The sequence below is a fragment of the Exiguobacterium sp. UBA6309 genome (genome assembly GCF_002439205.1).
In the GTDB taxonomy this organism is placed as follows: domain Bacteria; phylum Bacillota; class Bacilli; order Exiguobacteriales; family Exiguobacteriaceae; genus Exiguobacterium_A.
In genome coordinates this window covers 258,268-273,220 of the sequence record NZ_DJTL01000009.1, presented here as the reverse complement: position 1 = coordinate 273,220, position 14,953 = coordinate 258,268, and the positions used below count along the sequence as shown (strand labels likewise).

11 protein-coding genes and 11 tRNA genes are annotated in these 14,953 nt (G+C 46.6%); 20 read left to right on the top strand and 2 right to left on the bottom strand.

What is annotated here, in order from left to right; all coding sequences use genetic code 11:
• Nucleotide 1: 1 nt before the first annotated feature.
• The 15 genes from B3M90_RS02620 to B3M90_RS02550 all read left to right on the top strand — a co-directional run bounded on the left by B3M90_RS02620 (nucleotide 2) and on the right by B3M90_RS02550 (nucleotide 3,961).
• Nucleotides 2–77: transfer RNA gene (locus B3M90_RS02620), tRNA-Asp, on the top strand.
• A gap of 7 nt (nucleotides 78–84) precedes the next feature.
• A tRNA-Phe gene (locus B3M90_RS02615) sits at nucleotides 85–160 on the top strand.
• Between the two features lie 31 nt (nucleotides 161–191).
• Nucleotides 192–275 (top strand) — tRNA-Tyr (locus tag B3M90_RS02610).
• A 4-nt stretch (nucleotides 276–279) separates the two neighbouring features.
• A tRNA-Trp gene (locus B3M90_RS02605) sits at nucleotides 280–350 on the top strand.
• A 9-nt stretch (nucleotides 351–359) separates the two neighbouring features.
• Nucleotides 360–432: transfer RNA gene (locus tag B3M90_RS02600), tRNA-His, on the top strand.
• A 10-nt stretch (nucleotides 433–442) separates the two neighbouring features.
• Nucleotides 443–514: transfer RNA gene (locus B3M90_RS02595), tRNA-Gln, on the top strand.
• Between the two features lie 8 nt (nucleotides 515–522).
• Nucleotides 523–597, top strand: a tRNA-Gly gene (locus tag B3M90_RS02590).
• 6 nt (nucleotides 598–603) lie between these two features.
• Nucleotides 604–677: transfer RNA gene (locus B3M90_RS02585), tRNA-Cys, on the top strand.
• 36 nt (nucleotides 678–713) lie between these two features.
• Nucleotides 714–794, top strand: a tRNA-Leu gene (locus tag B3M90_RS02580).
• Between the two features lie 4 nt (nucleotides 795–798).
• Nucleotides 799–869: transfer RNA gene (locus tag B3M90_RS02575), tRNA-Gly, on the top strand.
• A 38-nt stretch (nucleotides 870–907) separates the two neighbouring features.
• Nucleotides 908–978 (top strand) — tRNA-Gly (locus B3M90_RS02570).
• A gap of 86 nt (nucleotides 979–1,064) precedes the next feature.
• Nucleotides 1,065–2,225, top strand: coding sequence for a tRNA epoxyqueuosine(34) reductase QueG (queG, locus tag B3M90_RS02565; protein WP_214856786.1), 1,161 nt, complete (start codon nucleotides 1,065–1,067; stop codon nucleotides 2,223–2,225).
• Nucleotides 2,200–2,679: a methylated-DNA--[protein]-cysteine S-methyltransferase gene (locus B3M90_RS02560; RefSeq protein ID WP_290782447.1), complete on the top strand. Its 480-nt coding sequence runs from the start codon at nucleotides 2,200–2,202 to the stop codon at nucleotides 2,677–2,679. The genes queG and B3M90_RS02560 overlap by 26 nt, the downstream gene beginning before the upstream one ends.
• A gap of 3 nt (nucleotides 2,680–2,682) precedes the next feature.
• Nucleotides 2,683–3,156: a tRNA (uridine(34)/cytosine(34)/5-carboxymethylaminomethyluridine(34)-2'-O)-methyltransferase TrmL gene (trmL, locus tag B3M90_RS02555; RefSeq protein ID WP_290782445.1), complete on the top strand. Its 474-nt coding sequence runs from the start codon at nucleotides 2,683–2,685 to the stop codon at nucleotides 3,154–3,156.
• Nucleotides 3,157–3,394: 238 nt separating this feature from the next.
• Nucleotides 3,395–3,961, top strand: a complete 567-nt coding sequence (locus B3M90_RS02550) for a DUF5366 family protein (protein ID WP_035409453.1) — start codon at nucleotides 3,395–3,397, stop codon at nucleotides 3,959–3,961.
• A 1-nt stretch (nucleotide 3,962) separates the two neighbouring features.
• Here B3M90_RS02550 and B3M90_RS02545 read toward each other — a convergent pair whose 3' ends face one another.
• Nucleotides 3,963–5,738 (bottom strand): transglycosylase domain-containing protein, encoded by a 1,776-nt coding sequence (locus tag B3M90_RS02545; protein WP_290782443.1) that lies wholly within the window; start codon nucleotides 5,736–5,738, stop codon nucleotides 3,963–3,965.
• A 206-nt stretch (nucleotides 5,739–5,944) separates the two neighbouring features.
• Between B3M90_RS02545 and B3M90_RS02540 the strand changes: the two genes are divergently transcribed.
• From B3M90_RS02540 to B3M90_RS02525, 4 genes are read left to right on the top strand one after another with little or no spacing between them, the layout of a single operon-like run.
• Nucleotides 5,945–7,105, top strand: coding sequence for a glucose-1-phosphate adenylyltransferase (locus B3M90_RS02540; RefSeq protein ID WP_214856779.1), 1,161 nt, complete (start codon nucleotides 5,945–5,947; stop codon nucleotides 7,103–7,105).
• A 13-nt stretch (nucleotides 7,106–7,118) separates the two neighbouring features.
• Nucleotides 7,119–8,219, top strand: coding sequence for a glucose-1-phosphate adenylyltransferase subunit GlgD (glgD, locus tag B3M90_RS02535; RefSeq protein ID WP_214856778.1), 1,101 nt, complete (start codon nucleotides 7,119–7,121; stop codon nucleotides 8,217–8,219).
• 14 nt (nucleotides 8,220–8,233) lie between these two features.
• The gene (gene glgA, locus B3M90_RS02530; RefSeq protein ID WP_290782441.1) at nucleotides 8,234–9,685 is read left to right on the top strand and encodes a glycogen synthase GlgA; all 1,452 of its coding nucleotides are present in this window, start codon (nucleotides 8,234–8,236) and stop codon (nucleotides 9,683–9,685) included.
• A gap of 28 nt (nucleotides 9,686–9,713) precedes the next feature.
• Nucleotides 9,714–12,137, top strand: coding sequence for a glycogen/starch/alpha-glucan phosphorylase (locus B3M90_RS02525; protein WP_290782439.1), 2,424 nt, complete (start codon nucleotides 9,714–9,716; stop codon nucleotides 12,135–12,137).
• A gap of 41 nt (nucleotides 12,138–12,178) precedes the next feature.
• Here B3M90_RS02525 and B3M90_RS02520 read toward each other — a convergent pair whose 3' ends face one another.
• On the bottom strand, nucleotides 12,179–12,997 hold the full coding sequence (locus B3M90_RS02520; protein WP_290782437.1) for a sulfurtransferase: 819 nt from the start codon (nucleotides 12,995–12,997) through the stop codon (nucleotides 12,179–12,181).
• 92 nt (nucleotides 12,998–13,089) lie between these two features.
• Here B3M90_RS02520 and B3M90_RS02515 point away from each other — a divergent pair, with 92 nt between their 5' ends.
• Nucleotides 13,090–14,826, top strand: coding sequence for a phospho-sugar mutase (locus B3M90_RS02515; protein ID WP_056059933.1), 1,737 nt, complete (start codon nucleotides 13,090–13,092; stop codon nucleotides 14,824–14,826).
• The last annotated feature ends 127 nt before the right edge of the window (nucleotides 14,827–14,953 follow it).

Genomic DNA, 14,953 nt, shown 5'->3' with positions numbered 1-14,953 from the left:
CGGTCCTGTGGTGTAGCGGTTAACATGCCTGCCTGTCACGCAGGAGATCGCGGGTTCGAATCCCGTCAGGACCGCCATTGTTAAGGCTTTGTAGCTCAGTTGGTAGAGCAAAGGACTGAAAATCCTTGTGTCGGCGGTTCGATTCCGTCCAAAGCCACCATCTTTATTAACAACATGATTTTCCCATTTGTGGGGGGGTAGCGAAGTGGCTAAACGCGGCGGACTGTAAATCCGCTCCCTCGGGTTCGGCGGTTCGAATCCGCCCCCCCCCACCACCATAGGGGCATAGTTTAGCGGTAGAACTACGGTCTCCAAAACCGTCAGCGCGGGTTCGATTCCTGCTGCCCCTGTTTACCATGGCGATTGTGGCGAAGTGGTTAACGCACCGGATTGTGATTCCGGCATTCGTGGGTTCAATTCCCATCAGTCGCCCTCTTATTATTGGGCTGTAGCCAAGTGGTAAGGCACTGGATTTTGATTCCAGCACGCGAAGGTTCGATCCCTTCCAGCCCAGCTTTTCAAGCGGAAGTAGTTCAGTGGTAGAATACGACCTTGCCAAGGTCGGGGTCGCGGGTTCGAATCCCGTCTTCCGCTCCAATGAGTGGCGCCATAGCCAAGTGGTAAGGCAGAGGACTGCAACTCCTTTATCGTCAGTTCGATTCTGACTGGCGCCTCCAACTATTTCTCAATTAAATAGTTTTGCAAGAGATTGTGCCGGTGTGGCGGAACTGGTAGACGCGCACGACTCAAAATCGTGTTCCTTTGGAGTGTCGGTTCGATTCCGACCACCGGTATCTTGCGGGTGTAGTTTAATGGTAAAACCTCAGCCTTCCAAGCTGATGACGAGGGTTCGATTCCCTTCACCCGCTTTATACTTTTTACACAATCTGATGTTTCACCTGATCATGCGGGTGTAGTTTAATGGTAAAACCTCAGCCTTCCAAGCTGATGACGAGGGTTCGATTCCCTTCACCCGCTTACCTAAAAGAGCAATGTGTCGTTTTCGCTGACACCTTGCTCTTTTTGTTTAGGAAGGAATCATAAGAGGAAAGGAGCGTGTCGTAATGGATGGTGTACAATTGAAATTGGCTTTACAAGAGTACGCAGTTGAGATTGGAATCGATGAGCTGAAGGTGACGACGGCTGACCCTTTTCTTGTCTTAAAACGTCGACTTCAAGCCCAACAGGAGAAAGGATTTGCTTCTGGTTTTGAAGAGCCCGATCTCGATCTACGAACGACTCCTTCGTTACTCGTAGAAGATGCTGCTTCGATCATTGCCATTGCGGTCGCGTATCCAAGTACTCTCAAAAATGCACCTCGTGGCAAGGAAGGGGAGCGGCGGGGTATTTTTTGTCGATCGTCCTGGGGACTGGATTATCATCAGGCGTTGCGACAACGTTTGACGTTGCTTGAAGAAAAAATTCAACAGTTGAGTCCGGGTGCAAGGACGCGCTCGATGGTCGATACAGGAGAACTCGTCGATCGTGCAGTAGCAGAACGAGCAGGTATTGGATTCAGTGGTAAAAATTGCTCGATCATCAGTGAAGAGCACGGATCGTATCTTTATCTCGGTGAATTGATTACTGACCTCGTCTTGCCGCCGGATCAGCCAGTCGAAGAATTATGTGGAACATGCAATAAATGTATCGATGCTTGTCCGACGGATGCGTTGGTTGAACCTGGTGTCATCGACGCTAAACGATGTATCTCATTTTTAACACAGACGAAAACGCTACTGCCAGAACCGTTTCGGATGGCACTTGGGAACCGTCTGTATGGGTGTGATACGTGTCAGCAAGTATGTCCATATAACCGGAAGAAGAATGCGACACATCATGTTGAACTACAACCGGATCCGGAGCAGGTCAAACCGCTCCTTGTTCCACTCTTATCAATGAGTAACCGTGAGTTCAAGAGTCGTTTCGGAACATTATCCGGAGCATGGCGTGGTAAGAAGCCGATTCAACGTAATGCGATTTGTGCGCTCGTCCATTATCGAGACAAGAGTGCGATTGATGCGCTACGGTTAATGACGGAAACAGATGCCCGCGAAGACATGCGGGCGCTTGCACTCTGGGCAGTCGGTCGGATTGGCGGAATTGATGAGAAGTCGTACATCGAATCCCGTCTTTTAGCGGATACTGCAGTGGATGTTCAGACAGAAGGACGACGGTTAATTGAAGAGTGGGGGGAAGCAGATGCCATTTCAACAGCTCACTTATGAGTTCGGTACATTGCTCGTCGCATGGGAAAAAGAGCAAATCGTGTACCTCGACTTTGGATTGAATAAAGATCGTGCTCGGACCTATTTAGCAAAAGAGACAGACGAGGGTACATTACCGAAAGCTTGGCGTATGGCGTTTGATCGTTATGCACAAGGAGAGGTACAAGCGCTTGATGCGCTTCCTTGTCAGTTGCGTGTCACACCATTTGCAGGGAAAGTGTTACAAGCTTTGCGAACCGTTCCGTTCGGTCAGACGATCAGTTATGGTGAACTGGCTCGAATGATTGAAAAACCACAGGCAGCACGAGCTGTTGGCGGTGCCTTGAATCGGAATCCGATCGCATTGATTTATCCATGCCACCGTGTCATCGGGGCGACTGGTAAATTGACGGGTTTCGCAAGCGGAATTGCCCATAAAGAAGCGCTTTTAGCGCATGAGATAGGAGAGAATTGAACCATGGCTATTCATGTCGTTATGTATCAACCGGAAATTCCTCAAAATACAGGTAATATTTCGCGAACATGTGCAGCGACGCATTCCGTCCTTCACTTGATCCGACCGCTCGGCTTCTCGACAGACGACAAGCAACTTAAACGTGCGGGTCTTGACTACTGGGAATTTGTCGATGTCCGTTATCATGATTCGTTAGAAGAACTGTGGGAAAAACATCCGGAAGGTGTTTTCTACTATATTACGAAATACGGGGAACAGTACCCAAGTCAGATTGACTTATCGGACGTTGAACAGGACTATTTCTTCGTCTTTGGTCGGGAAACAAAAGGATTGCCGCTTGAAGTCATCGATTCAAACGCAGAACGGTGTATCCGTTTACCCCAATCGAATCTCGTTCGTTCACTGAACGTCTCGAACACGGCAGCGATCATCGTCTATGAAGCATTACGTCAGCAAGGATACGCAGGTCTTCTGTAAAGCAAAAGCTCCATCCTGATTCAGGATGGAGCTTTTATGAGTTATTCGTTACCTTCAGGTTTTTTGTTGTAGCCTGCAGTGAAGATTGCTGTCAAAAACGCAAGACTTACGCCGACCATTAAGATAAATGCCATTTTTGTTTCCCCCTTCAGTCTCTTGAACCGATATAATCTATTATAGTATACCTGTAAGTGAAATTGTGTGCTACATATGAATTTTCTATGAATGGAGACTCCACATGCGTACGAACGTTTACCTATTAAGTTATGCCCCACTGATCAGCATCTTGTTATTTAGTACATCCCTTGCGATCGCGACGACGGAACTTGCATTGCATTGGCTCGATCAAGTCGGCGTGTACGATGAACTGCTCCAGCTACTGACGGCACGTGATACGAAGCTCGTCGTTTGGCTTGGTTTTTTGATCGTCTATTTCATGATCTTTAGTTCGCTTAAACTACTATCGGACACGATCAATCAGCTCGGTTTCGCCTTTTTCATCAAAGAACAAGAGGGAACGACACTCGGTATGTTACGTCCGGGCAGTATTCTCCTGCTCGTCGGAGGATGTGTCAGCTTTGCTTTCATGACGTCCTTCTTGCACGTCGGGATCGTATTGCTTGTATCTTTCTTCATCTATTTTATCTTTTACACGGTACAGATTAGTAAAATGACGAGTGCGGCTGGAGCTGTTGGGTTGATCATCTTCTCCTTCTTAGCCTGGGGCGTTCTACTCGCTGGTCTATCATGGGTTGGTCTGACCTTATTCAATTCCTTTGGAGAAGCAATTTTATTTCCGAGTTGACTCAAGGACGTAAAATCGTCGCCCACGTCTGGACCTGTAACGTTGCATTGGCTTCAGCAGGGAAAGGGCGGGGACGGTCAGCTCCTAACCAAATACCCCCGATGTGTTGATTTTTGATACCGACGAACCACATATCCTTATTATCATTCGTTGTTCCTGTTTTTCCTCCGATATAGCGCGCGGAAGGATCGTATCCTTTGCGCCCTGTCCCATACGTCATGACATTCTTTAAACCAGCCCGTAATTCACGGTTCGTCTGACTGGACCAAATCCGTTGTTCCTTTTCCTGCGGTCGTTCGACCGTTCCGTTTCGAAACGTAATACTTTTAATCATCGAAGCCGGTCGATAGAGCCCGTCATTCACGAATACGGTATAAGCATTTGTTAGTTCAAACGGACTAATGCCGTACTGCAAACCGCCTAAAGCGCTCGTGAAGGCATCATCCTTCCGTGTCCACTGACTGAAATGGAACGGACGGATGGACTTCAATCCTTCTTGGAAAGAAACAGCAAAAGCACGAATCGCTGGTGTGTTATAAGAATAAGCGATCGCATCGGCAATCGTCACTTGTCCAAGGATCCGATTTCCGCTATTTGATGGACAGTATCCATCGATACAGACAGGACTACCGTCTAACGTACTCGACAATCGAGCTTTCGTCTTCTCGAGATAAGGACCATAGACAAGTAACGGTTTGATGGCTGAACCAGGTTGTCGGTACGACTGCACTGCTCGGTTGAACTGACCGGTCAAATTTGATTTGTAGCCGACTAAAGCCGTAACCCCATGTGTTTGTCCATCAATGCCAACATAGGCTCCCTCAATCGGGTCTGGTAGACGACGAAGAGCTTCTTTAGCTCGTTGTTGCTCGGCTGAGTCGAGATATGTCGAAATGATCGCACCTTGTTGATGTAGATATTCCGAAGCATGCTTCTCACTCCATCCGTGCTGTTGAGCGGTCATCCGGATGGCAGCTTGGACGGTTGCATCGATATAGTCTGGATAAGGAACCCGCGGCTTATAGGATCGAGGTGTCACATGAGAAATAGTAAAATCTTTCGTCAGTACACGATCGCGCACTAATGCTTGAGCGATTCGTTGCTGACGTTTTTTTGTATTTTCAGGAAAACGAAGCGGATCGTAGAGTGACGGATTGTTCGGAATCGCTGTCAAAAAGCAGATTTCAGACCAATTTAACTCGCGCGCTGGCTTATTGAAATATGATTTTGCAGCCAGTTCGATCCCGTAAATATTATTCGCGAAATATGCTTGATTGACATACGCCGTCATTAGTTCTTTTTTAGAATATTTCTGTTCTAAAGACACAGCGATTAACAGCTCTTTTATTTTTCTAGTATACGTTTTTTCGTTTGATAGGTACGTCATTCTTGCTAGTTGTTGTGTGATCGTACTTCCGCCTTGGGATTTAGAATCAGACTGGTTTTTAGTAAATGCACGTAAGATTCCTGTGATGTCATAACCGTCATGTTGATAAAAACGTTGATCTTCGATTGCTACAAACGCTTGCTCGACTTTTTTGGGTAATGTTTGAGGCGTCAAGTCATCCCGTCGTAATCCATCATAAAGCTCGACCTGTTTATTTTCGTACGTTACAGTGATCGGTTGGTAGGAGGTCAGTGGACGTCGTGTCGTCTGTTCGTCGGCCCAGAAAAAAAATGTACGTGCTGTGTTCAACTCATCTTTAATTGAAAATAAGGAAAATACAAGCATCGTCGCAAGACCAAATAAGACGAGATATCCGGTAGTAATTCGCATGAGAACTCCTTTCAAAAATCCATTTCATTCCTATTATCGGTCTTTTATGGAGAAATCAGTAGATTATTTTTTCGGTTTTTGTATTTTAATAAACCTATTTTGCAGGAATGTTATATTAAAAAGAGAAAAGATTGGGTATATAGAAGTATCTGTGGAATTTATAACTCAAATTGTCTGAAAAAAAGAGCATAAATGGAGGGGACGAAATGGCTAAAAAGAATGTCGTTGCGATGTTACTTGCAGGCGGAGAAGGGAAACGTCTGGGAGCTTTAACGAAACATACTGCAAAACCAGCTGTTGCATTTGGAGGAAAATACCGCATCATTGATTTCCCGCTTTCGAACTGTACGAACTCAGGAATCGATACAGTCGGCGTGTTAACGCAATATGAACCACTTGAATTGAACCGCTATCTCGGAATCGGGAGTGCGTGGGATTTAGATCGACGTAACGGTGGTTTAACGATTCTACCTCCTTACCAAGCTCAAAACGGAAAGAACTGGTATGAAGGAACAGCGAATGCCATTTATCGAAACATGAGTTACATCAACCAATTCGACCCTGACTATGTACTCGTCCTATCAGGCGATCATATTTATAAAATGGATTATGAAAAAATGATCGAGGAGCATCGACTTGGTGGAGCTGACGTGACGATTTCTGTACGTGAAGTCCCATGGGAAGAAGCACCACGATTCGGAATTCTCAATACCGACGATGATCTCCGGATCAATGAATTCGAAGAAAAGCCAGAGAATCCCAAATCGAATCTCGCATCGATGGGAATCTATGTCTTTAACTGGGATGTATTGAAGCGTCATTTGATTCAAGATGCAGGGGATGCGGAATCAAGCTTCGACTTCGGTAAGAACATCATTCCGAACATGCTCTTTGAAAATCTGAATATCCGTGCGTATAAATTCAAAGGATATTGGAAAGACGTCGGAACGATTCAATCGCTCTGGGAAGCAAACATGGATTTGTTGACGGCAGAACCAGAATTTGATTTATACGATCCATCTTGGAAAGTCTATTCTGTCAACCCGAACCAACAACCTCAATATATCGGGAACGCTGCAACGGTCGAGTCATCAATCATCAATGAAGGATGCCATATCGAAGGTGAAATTAATCATTCAGTCCTCTTCCATGGTGTAGAAGTAGCGGAAGGATCACTCGTCAAAGACTCAGTCATCTTCCCGAACGTTAAAATCGGACGAGACGTCACGATTCACCGGGCGATTTTAGCAGATGGTGTCATCGTTGAAGATGGTGCGACGATTGGATCTCCGGACGGAGAAGTCTTCGTCATTGAAGCAGAGAGCCTCGTTAAAAAGAACGAAGTCATCAAAGAAGCAATTCAATAAGGGGGATATTCGAATGAAGGTCGATTTATTAGGCGTCATCAATCTAAGTGGTGAAGAAGGATTTTTCAAAGAACTAACAGAGCATCGTAACTTGGCAGCTGTGCCATTTGCGGGTCGTTATCGATTGATCGATTTTACATTAACGAACATGGTACAAAACGATATCGCGAACATCGGAGTTTTTACGCTTGAAAAATATCGTGGGATGATGGATCACCTCGGCTCAGGAAAAGAGTGGGATCTTGACCGTTCAAACGGTGGACTCTACATCTTCCCGCCTGCATTATCACAAGATGCGAATGAGTTCCGGGGAGATCTCTCAAACTTCCACCTTCATCGCGATTTCTTCCTGCGCAGCAAGGAGAACTATGTCGTCGTCTCTGGTTCGAACATCTTATCAGCCGTAGATTATCGTGATGTCTTGCGCGAACATAAAGAATCGAATGCGGATATCACAGTCGTTTATACGAAACGTGAACTGCCTTGCAAATACTGCCGTCCAATTCGCTTTGGCGAGCAGAACCGCGTGACTGCAATCGGATCACGAGGGTTCCAACCAACTGATGAGACGTTCTACATGGAAACGGTCGTTCTATCGAAGAACCTATTCGTTCGTTTGATTGATGAGGCGATTGCGCGTGGTGAGTACGATTTACTACAAAGTATCATCCGCTCGCAGCTAAATCGCTTGCATGTACATGGATATGAATATCGTGGTACATCACAAGTCATCCACTCACTTCGTTCATACTACCGTGAGAGCATGCTATTGCTTGAACAGTGGGGAGCAATCAACGACTTCCAGCATGTCTACACGAAAATCAAGCATGAACCGCCGACACGTTACTTGCCAGGTTCAGCGATTAAGAACTCACTCGTCGCAAACGGCTGTAAGTTAGAAGGCACGACGACGGATAGCATCCTGTTCCGTGGTGTTAAAGTCGGAAAGCATGCTCGCGTCAAAAACTCGATCATCATGCAAAAATCGGTCATTGAAGAAGGCGCGGTCGTTGAGTACGCGATTCTCGACAAAGAAGTGACCGTCAAACGCGGTCAAGTCATTCGCGGTACGGTAGAAGAACCAATCGTCATCAAAAAACAAACAATCGTTTAAAGGAGATGTCATTCATGAAGGTATGGTTTGCTGCCACGGAAGCGACACCCTTCATCAAGACAGGGGGGCTAGCTGACGTCGTCGGCTCGCTCCCTTTAGCGCTTGCTGAGGAAGGGGCAGACGTTTCGGTCGTCTTACCCAATTATGGTCAAATCAAGGAACAATACAAATCAGAGATGGAGTTTTTATTCGACTTCATCGTACCAGTTGGCTGGCGACAGCAATTTGGTGCTGTCCTCCGATTAAAACAAGATGGTGTGACGTTCTATTTCATCGATAATGAGTACTATTTCAAACGCGATGGTGTCATTTATGGACATTACGATGATGCGGAACGATTTGCGTATTTTTCACGTGCCGTTCTTGAGATGATTCAACATCTCGATCGGAAAGAAGTACCGGACATCATCCATTGTCACGATTGGCAAACAGGTGTGATTCCGGCGTTCCTACGGATCCATTATCAGCACCTAGAGCGCTATCAAGACATTAAAACGGTCTTTACGATTCACAATCTACAATATCAAGGTGTTTTCCCGGAGGAAGTACTCGGTGACTTACTTGGATTGAGTCATGAACACTTCACAGCCGATGGTATTGCTCATAACGGTCTCGTCAATTACATGAAGGCAGGACTCGTCCATTCCAATCAAATCACGACAGTCAGTCCATCATATCGTGATGAGATCATGGATCCGTATTACGGTGAGACGCTTGAACCCGTCTTACAACATCGTGCTGTCGACGTACGCGGAATCTTGAATGGAATCGACTATCGTCAATTTGATCCTGCACATGATACGCATCTCGTTGAGACGTATTCGGTCGATACCGTCACGGAAGGAAAGGCGAAGAACAAAGCTGCCTTACAAGAAGAACTAGGTCTCCCCATCAATCCGGATGTACCATTGTTTGGTTTCGTTTCTCGTCTCGTCGACCAAAAGGGGATTGATTTGCTCGCGCATATCTTGCCAGATTTGTTTGAACTCGATGCGCAGTTCATCATCCTTGGATCAGGTGAAGCGGAATATGAAGGGTTGTTCCATCATGCGACATCGATTCGTCCAGACAAAATCGCTTCTTACATCGGGTTCGACATTGGTCTCGCGCAACGAATCTATGCAGGCAGTGACGCCTTCTTGATGCCTTCGCGTTTTGAACCATGTGGTCTCAGTCAGTTGATTTCGATGAAGTACGGCTGTTTACCAGTCGTCCGGGAAACAGGTGGTCTTCGTGATACGGTCAAGCCATTCAATCAGTTTACGTTAGAAGGAAATGGATTCTCGTTCGCGAATTATAATGCACATGAGTTTTTAGAAGCGATTAAACGTACCATCGAGGTCTATCATGATCGCCCGGTCTTTGAGCACTTGATTGAGACGGCGATGAATGAGGATTTCAGTTGGTTGCGTTCAGCCGACGAATACTTGGCGTTATATCGTTTGATTGCACCGTCCGCCACTTGATCGTATCACTGGGAAAAGGAGTTACGTCATGTTCAAAGATAAAGAGAAGTTCAAGGAGAGGTTTACGGAACGATTCGTTTCGATGCATGGCAAGGCAATAACGGAAGCAACAGAAAACGATATCTATCAGACGCTTGCTTATCTGGTACGTGAGACGGTCACGACCGATTGGTTACGGACAAAGGAAACATATACCCATAAAAAAAGTAAGCAAGTCTATTACTTTTCACTCGAGTTTTTACTCGGACGTTTCCTGCATAACAACCTATTAAGCCTTGACGTCTTAAAGGATGTGGAACGGGGACTAGAAGAACTCGGATATCAGCTCAGTGATCTGACAGAAGAAGAGCCGGAACCTGGACTTGGGAACGGAGGTCTCGGTCGTCTCGCAGCCTGTTTTCTTGATTCCTTGGCTGCGCTTGGTTTACCGGGACATGGGAACGGTATCCGATATCAGTATGGTCTCTTTAAGCAAAAAATCATCGACGGCTATCAAGTCGAGCTACCGGATAACTGGCTGAAGAACGGAAACATGTGGGAAATTAGACGTTCTGATAAAGCGGTCGATGTTTCATTCGGTGGACATGTGTGGCTCGAAGAAGTCGATGATGGGTATCGCGTCCATCATGAACCGACGGAAATCGTCCGTGCTGTTCCGTACGATATGCCGATCGTTGGCTATCAAAACAAGGTTGTCAATAACCTGCGACTCTGGAGTGCTGAGTCCCCACTTGATGATGATGAATTACTTAGCCAATACCGTGGGAACTATAAAGATTTACTGGCACATAAACAATCGATTCAGACGATTTCAGAGTTCTTGTATCCGGATGATACGACGTATGAAGGAAAAGAGTTGCGTCTAAAGCAACAATATTTCTTCGTCTCTGCTGGATTACGGAGTATCTTAACGTCCTTTAAAAAGCGAAATCATTCACTGAAGCAACTCGGCAACCATATCGCTATCCATATCAACGATACACATCCGGTCGTCGCGATTCCAGAGTTGATGCGGATTCTTGTCGATGAAGAAGGATTTGGCTGGGAAGAAGCATGGCGCATCACGAAGAGTGTCATGTCGTTTACGAACCACACGTTACTGTCAGAAGCACTCGAGCGCTGGCCGGTCGATTTGTTCCGTCGCTTGTTGCCACGCATCTATCTCATCATCGAGGAAATCAACCGACGCTTCTGTAAAGATGTGCTGGCGAACTATCCACACATGGAAGCACATATGCGAGATATTGCCATCATCGCGGACGATCGGATCAACATGGCGAATCTGGCTGTCGTCGGCACGCATTCAACGAACGGTGTCGCTCAGATTCATACTGAGATTCTGAAGCAGCGCGAGATGCGACTATTTTATGAGATGTTTCCGCTTCGATTTAATAATAAGACGAACGGGATTACACATCGTCGCTGGCTTCTCTCATCGAACCCAGCACTGGCAAACCGTGTGACAGAAGCGATCGGGGATGGTTGGATTCAGCATCCGTCCGATTTGCAAAAATTGACGAAATGGGCAGAGGATTCAGCACTGCAGAAGGACATCGCCGGGATCAAGCTTCAGCGTAAGGAAGAATTAGCGTTGCTCATTGAAAAGGAAACAGGTATCGTCGTGGATCCAACCTCGATTTTTGATGTTCAAGTCAAGCGATTGCATGCGTACAAACGTCAACTCTTAAATGCGTTACACATTCATTCGCTCTATTATCGTCTGAAGGAAGACCGTTCCTTTACGATGACACCGCGGACATTCATCTTTGGTGCAAAGGCAGCGCCAGGCTATCATTATGCAAAAGAAGTCATTCGTTATATCAATGCGTTAGCTCGCTTAATTAATCAGGATCCAGAGGTCAGCCCATACTTGAAAGTCGTCTTCCTAGAAAACTATCGTGTATCGCTTGCTGAAAAGATTTTCCCGGCAAGTGATGTCAGTGAGCAGATTTCGACTGCCAGCTATGAAGCCTCTGGAACCGGCAATATGAAGTTCATGATGAATGGCGCTTTGACGATTGGAACGCTCGACGGAGCGAACATCGAAATTCGAGATGAAGTTGGGGATGCGAACATCTTCATCTTCGGATTAACGCCGCAGGAAGTCATGAATTATAAGCAATACGGCGGTTATAGTGCGTATGATCAATACAGTGCCCAACCCGAGTTGCGACGAATCATCGATAGTCTCGTCGACGGGACATTATTTGCTCCGGGTGAATTCCAAGCAATTTACGATTCATTATTGACGTATAATGATGAGTATCTGATCCTGAAAGACTTCATGTCGTATCAACAAGCGCAGGAACGTATCGATCGGATGTATCAGCAACCGGAAGAATGGTATAAACGTGTCATTCTTAATATTGCTCGGTCAGGTGTGTTCTCAAGTGATCGAACGATTAAAGAGTATGCGAATGCGATCTGGAACATCAAACCAATTCAATTCTAAACAAAAAGACACTGACAGATGTTTCTGTCAGCGTCTGATGTTTACGAACGGGAGACGTCTTCACCGCGGCTGACCCAATCACTATAAGAGCCGGCGTAAAGCCGGACATCGGTTTTCCCGAGTGAGTGGAGAGCGATGACATTGACGCACGCTGTCACACCGCTTCCGCAGTAGAGGATAGGTGCCGTGACCGGCAGGATGTCGGCGTATAGTTCTTTCAAATCTTCCGCATCTCGTAAACGACCATCTGGTGAGAGTGCTTGTTCAAAGTAACAATTTACGGCACCTGGAATGTGACCGGCGACATGATCGAGTGGTTCGATTTCTCCGCGATACCGATCGGGCGCACGGGAATCGATGACCAGCGTTTCTGTCAGCTGATCCTTTAGCACTTCGAACGAGACGAGCATCTCGTCTTGGAAACGCGGCGTGTACTGAGAGGGTTCATAAGTAAAAGTCTCGTCTGTAACCGGAAGATCGAACGCTAGGTAAGAGGAGAATCCGCCCTCGAGAACGACGACACGCTCATGTCCGATCCATTTAAATAACCACCATGCACGAGCGGCATACGGAAAACCATCGTCATACAAAACGACGAAGTCTTCCGGGGTCACACCATGCTGTTCCAGTGTGTGTTGCCACGCTTCTTTTGAAGGAAGCGGATGCCGACCGCCGACCTCATCGATTGGACCAGAAAGGTCAGTCGTTAAATCCAGGTGCTGTGCACCTTCGACGTGTTGTTCTAAGAAAGCATTTCGTCCATATTCAGGTTGTTGTAAGTCATAGCGGCAGTCAAACCAGCGAATCTGATCCGTACGGACGAGCTGTTGAAGGTCTGCCATTTGAATCGTAGGAAACATGCCTCATCACCTTACCCTTTCTAGTGTTAATCATATGAAAGGTATCGCATCATCGCAAGTCTTACCCTCATTCAAAAAGGAGTCGATTTACTATGTCATGGAAAGAAACCTATCAAAAATGGGATCAGTTCGCTGATCTTGACAGTACATTAAAAGAAGAACTCGTCACGCTAGCAGCGGATGAAAAAGCAGCTGAAGAAGCATTCTATAAAGAACTCGAGTTTGGAACAGGTGGTATGCGCGGGGAGATCGGTGTCGGAACGAATCGGATGAATGTGTACACGGTTCGAAAAGCATCACAAGGGTTCGCAGCATTCATTAAGGCATCAGGAGAAGAAGCGGCAGCAAAAGGAATCGTCATCGCACACGATTCACGCCATTTCTCACCAGAATTTGCGCTGGAGGCGGCACGGACGCTCGCAAGTAACGGCATCAAAGCGTATCTGTTCGACGGTCTACGTCCGACACCAGAACTTTCGTTTGCGGTTCGGTCTTTACAAGCAGCGGGCGGGATCGTCATCACAGCGAGTCACAACCCACCAGAATACAACGGATATAAAGTGTACGGAGACGACGGTGGACAACTTCCACCAAAAGAAGCGGATGAACTCGTATCGTACGTCAGTCAAATCGAAGACGAGCTGTCGATTGAACTTGAGCAAGAAGAAGTCCTTCGTGCGAACGGTTTAATCGTCCGTGTCGGCGAAGAACTTGACGAAGCGTATCAAGAAAAATTACAGACGATTCGTGTCTTACCTTCAATCCAATCGGAATTAGCCGATCCACTAAAAATCGTTTTCACTCCACTTCACGGAACAGGTCTTGTACCGGTAACAGAAGGTTTGAAACGTTACGGTTTCGAACACGTGACAGTCGTCAAGGAGCAAGCAGAGCCAGACGGTGCATTCCCGACCGTGACGTCACCGAACCCGGAAGAACATGCTGCCTTTAAACTGGCGATCGAATACGGAGATCGTACAGATGCCGATATCTTGATTGCGACGGATCCCGATGCTGACCGCGTCGGAGTAGCAACACGTGATGCAGACGGAGAATGGACAGTCTTGACAGGGAATCAGACGGGGGCATTGTTGCTTGACTACATCCTTTCACAAAAAGCGGCGCAGGGGACACTACCAGAGAACGGATTTGTCGCGAAGACAATCGTTACTTCAGAACTAGGTGCGTTGATTGCACGTCATTATGATCTCCATGTCGAGAACACGTTGACAGGCTTTAAGTTCATCGGGGAAAAAATCAAACAATACAATGCATCGGGTCAATATGAGTATCTCTTCGGCTATGAAGAGAGCTATGGATATCTCATCGGGGACTTCTGCCGCGACAAGGATGCCGTCCAAGCGTGCTTGTTAGCTGCTGAGATGGCTGCGTATCACAAAAAAGAAGGACGGACGCTCTATGAGGCATTACAGTCGATTTACGAGCAGTTCGGGTACTTTGAAGAGTCACTCCGCTCTCTGACGCTCAAAGGGAAGGATGGCGTGGCACAGATTGGTCGTATCATGGATACGTTCCGTGAGAATCCACCAAAACAAGTGGCTGGAGAACAGGTCGTCTTGTTCGAGGATTATGATGCGAGCATCGCTCACGATCTGAAGACACATCAACCCTCACCGATCAATCTGCCAAAATCCAATGTCTTGAAGTTCACGCTCAGTGATGGATCGTGGTTCTGCCTTCGTCCATCGGGCACGGAACCAAAAATTAAGTTCTATTTCAGCGTCACGTCACCAGATGCTGCTGAGACGACACGAAAACGTCAGCAAATCGAAGATGAAGTCATGCAGGAAGTCGAGCAAATTCAATAAGTCCTAAACAGGATTCCGTCGATGACGGAATCCTGTTTTTTGTCTTAGAGCATTGAAAATTGAAATTCGTGCAACCGTTACCATTTTGAGGTACAGTAAACGAGATAGAGTTCATACGATAGAGGAG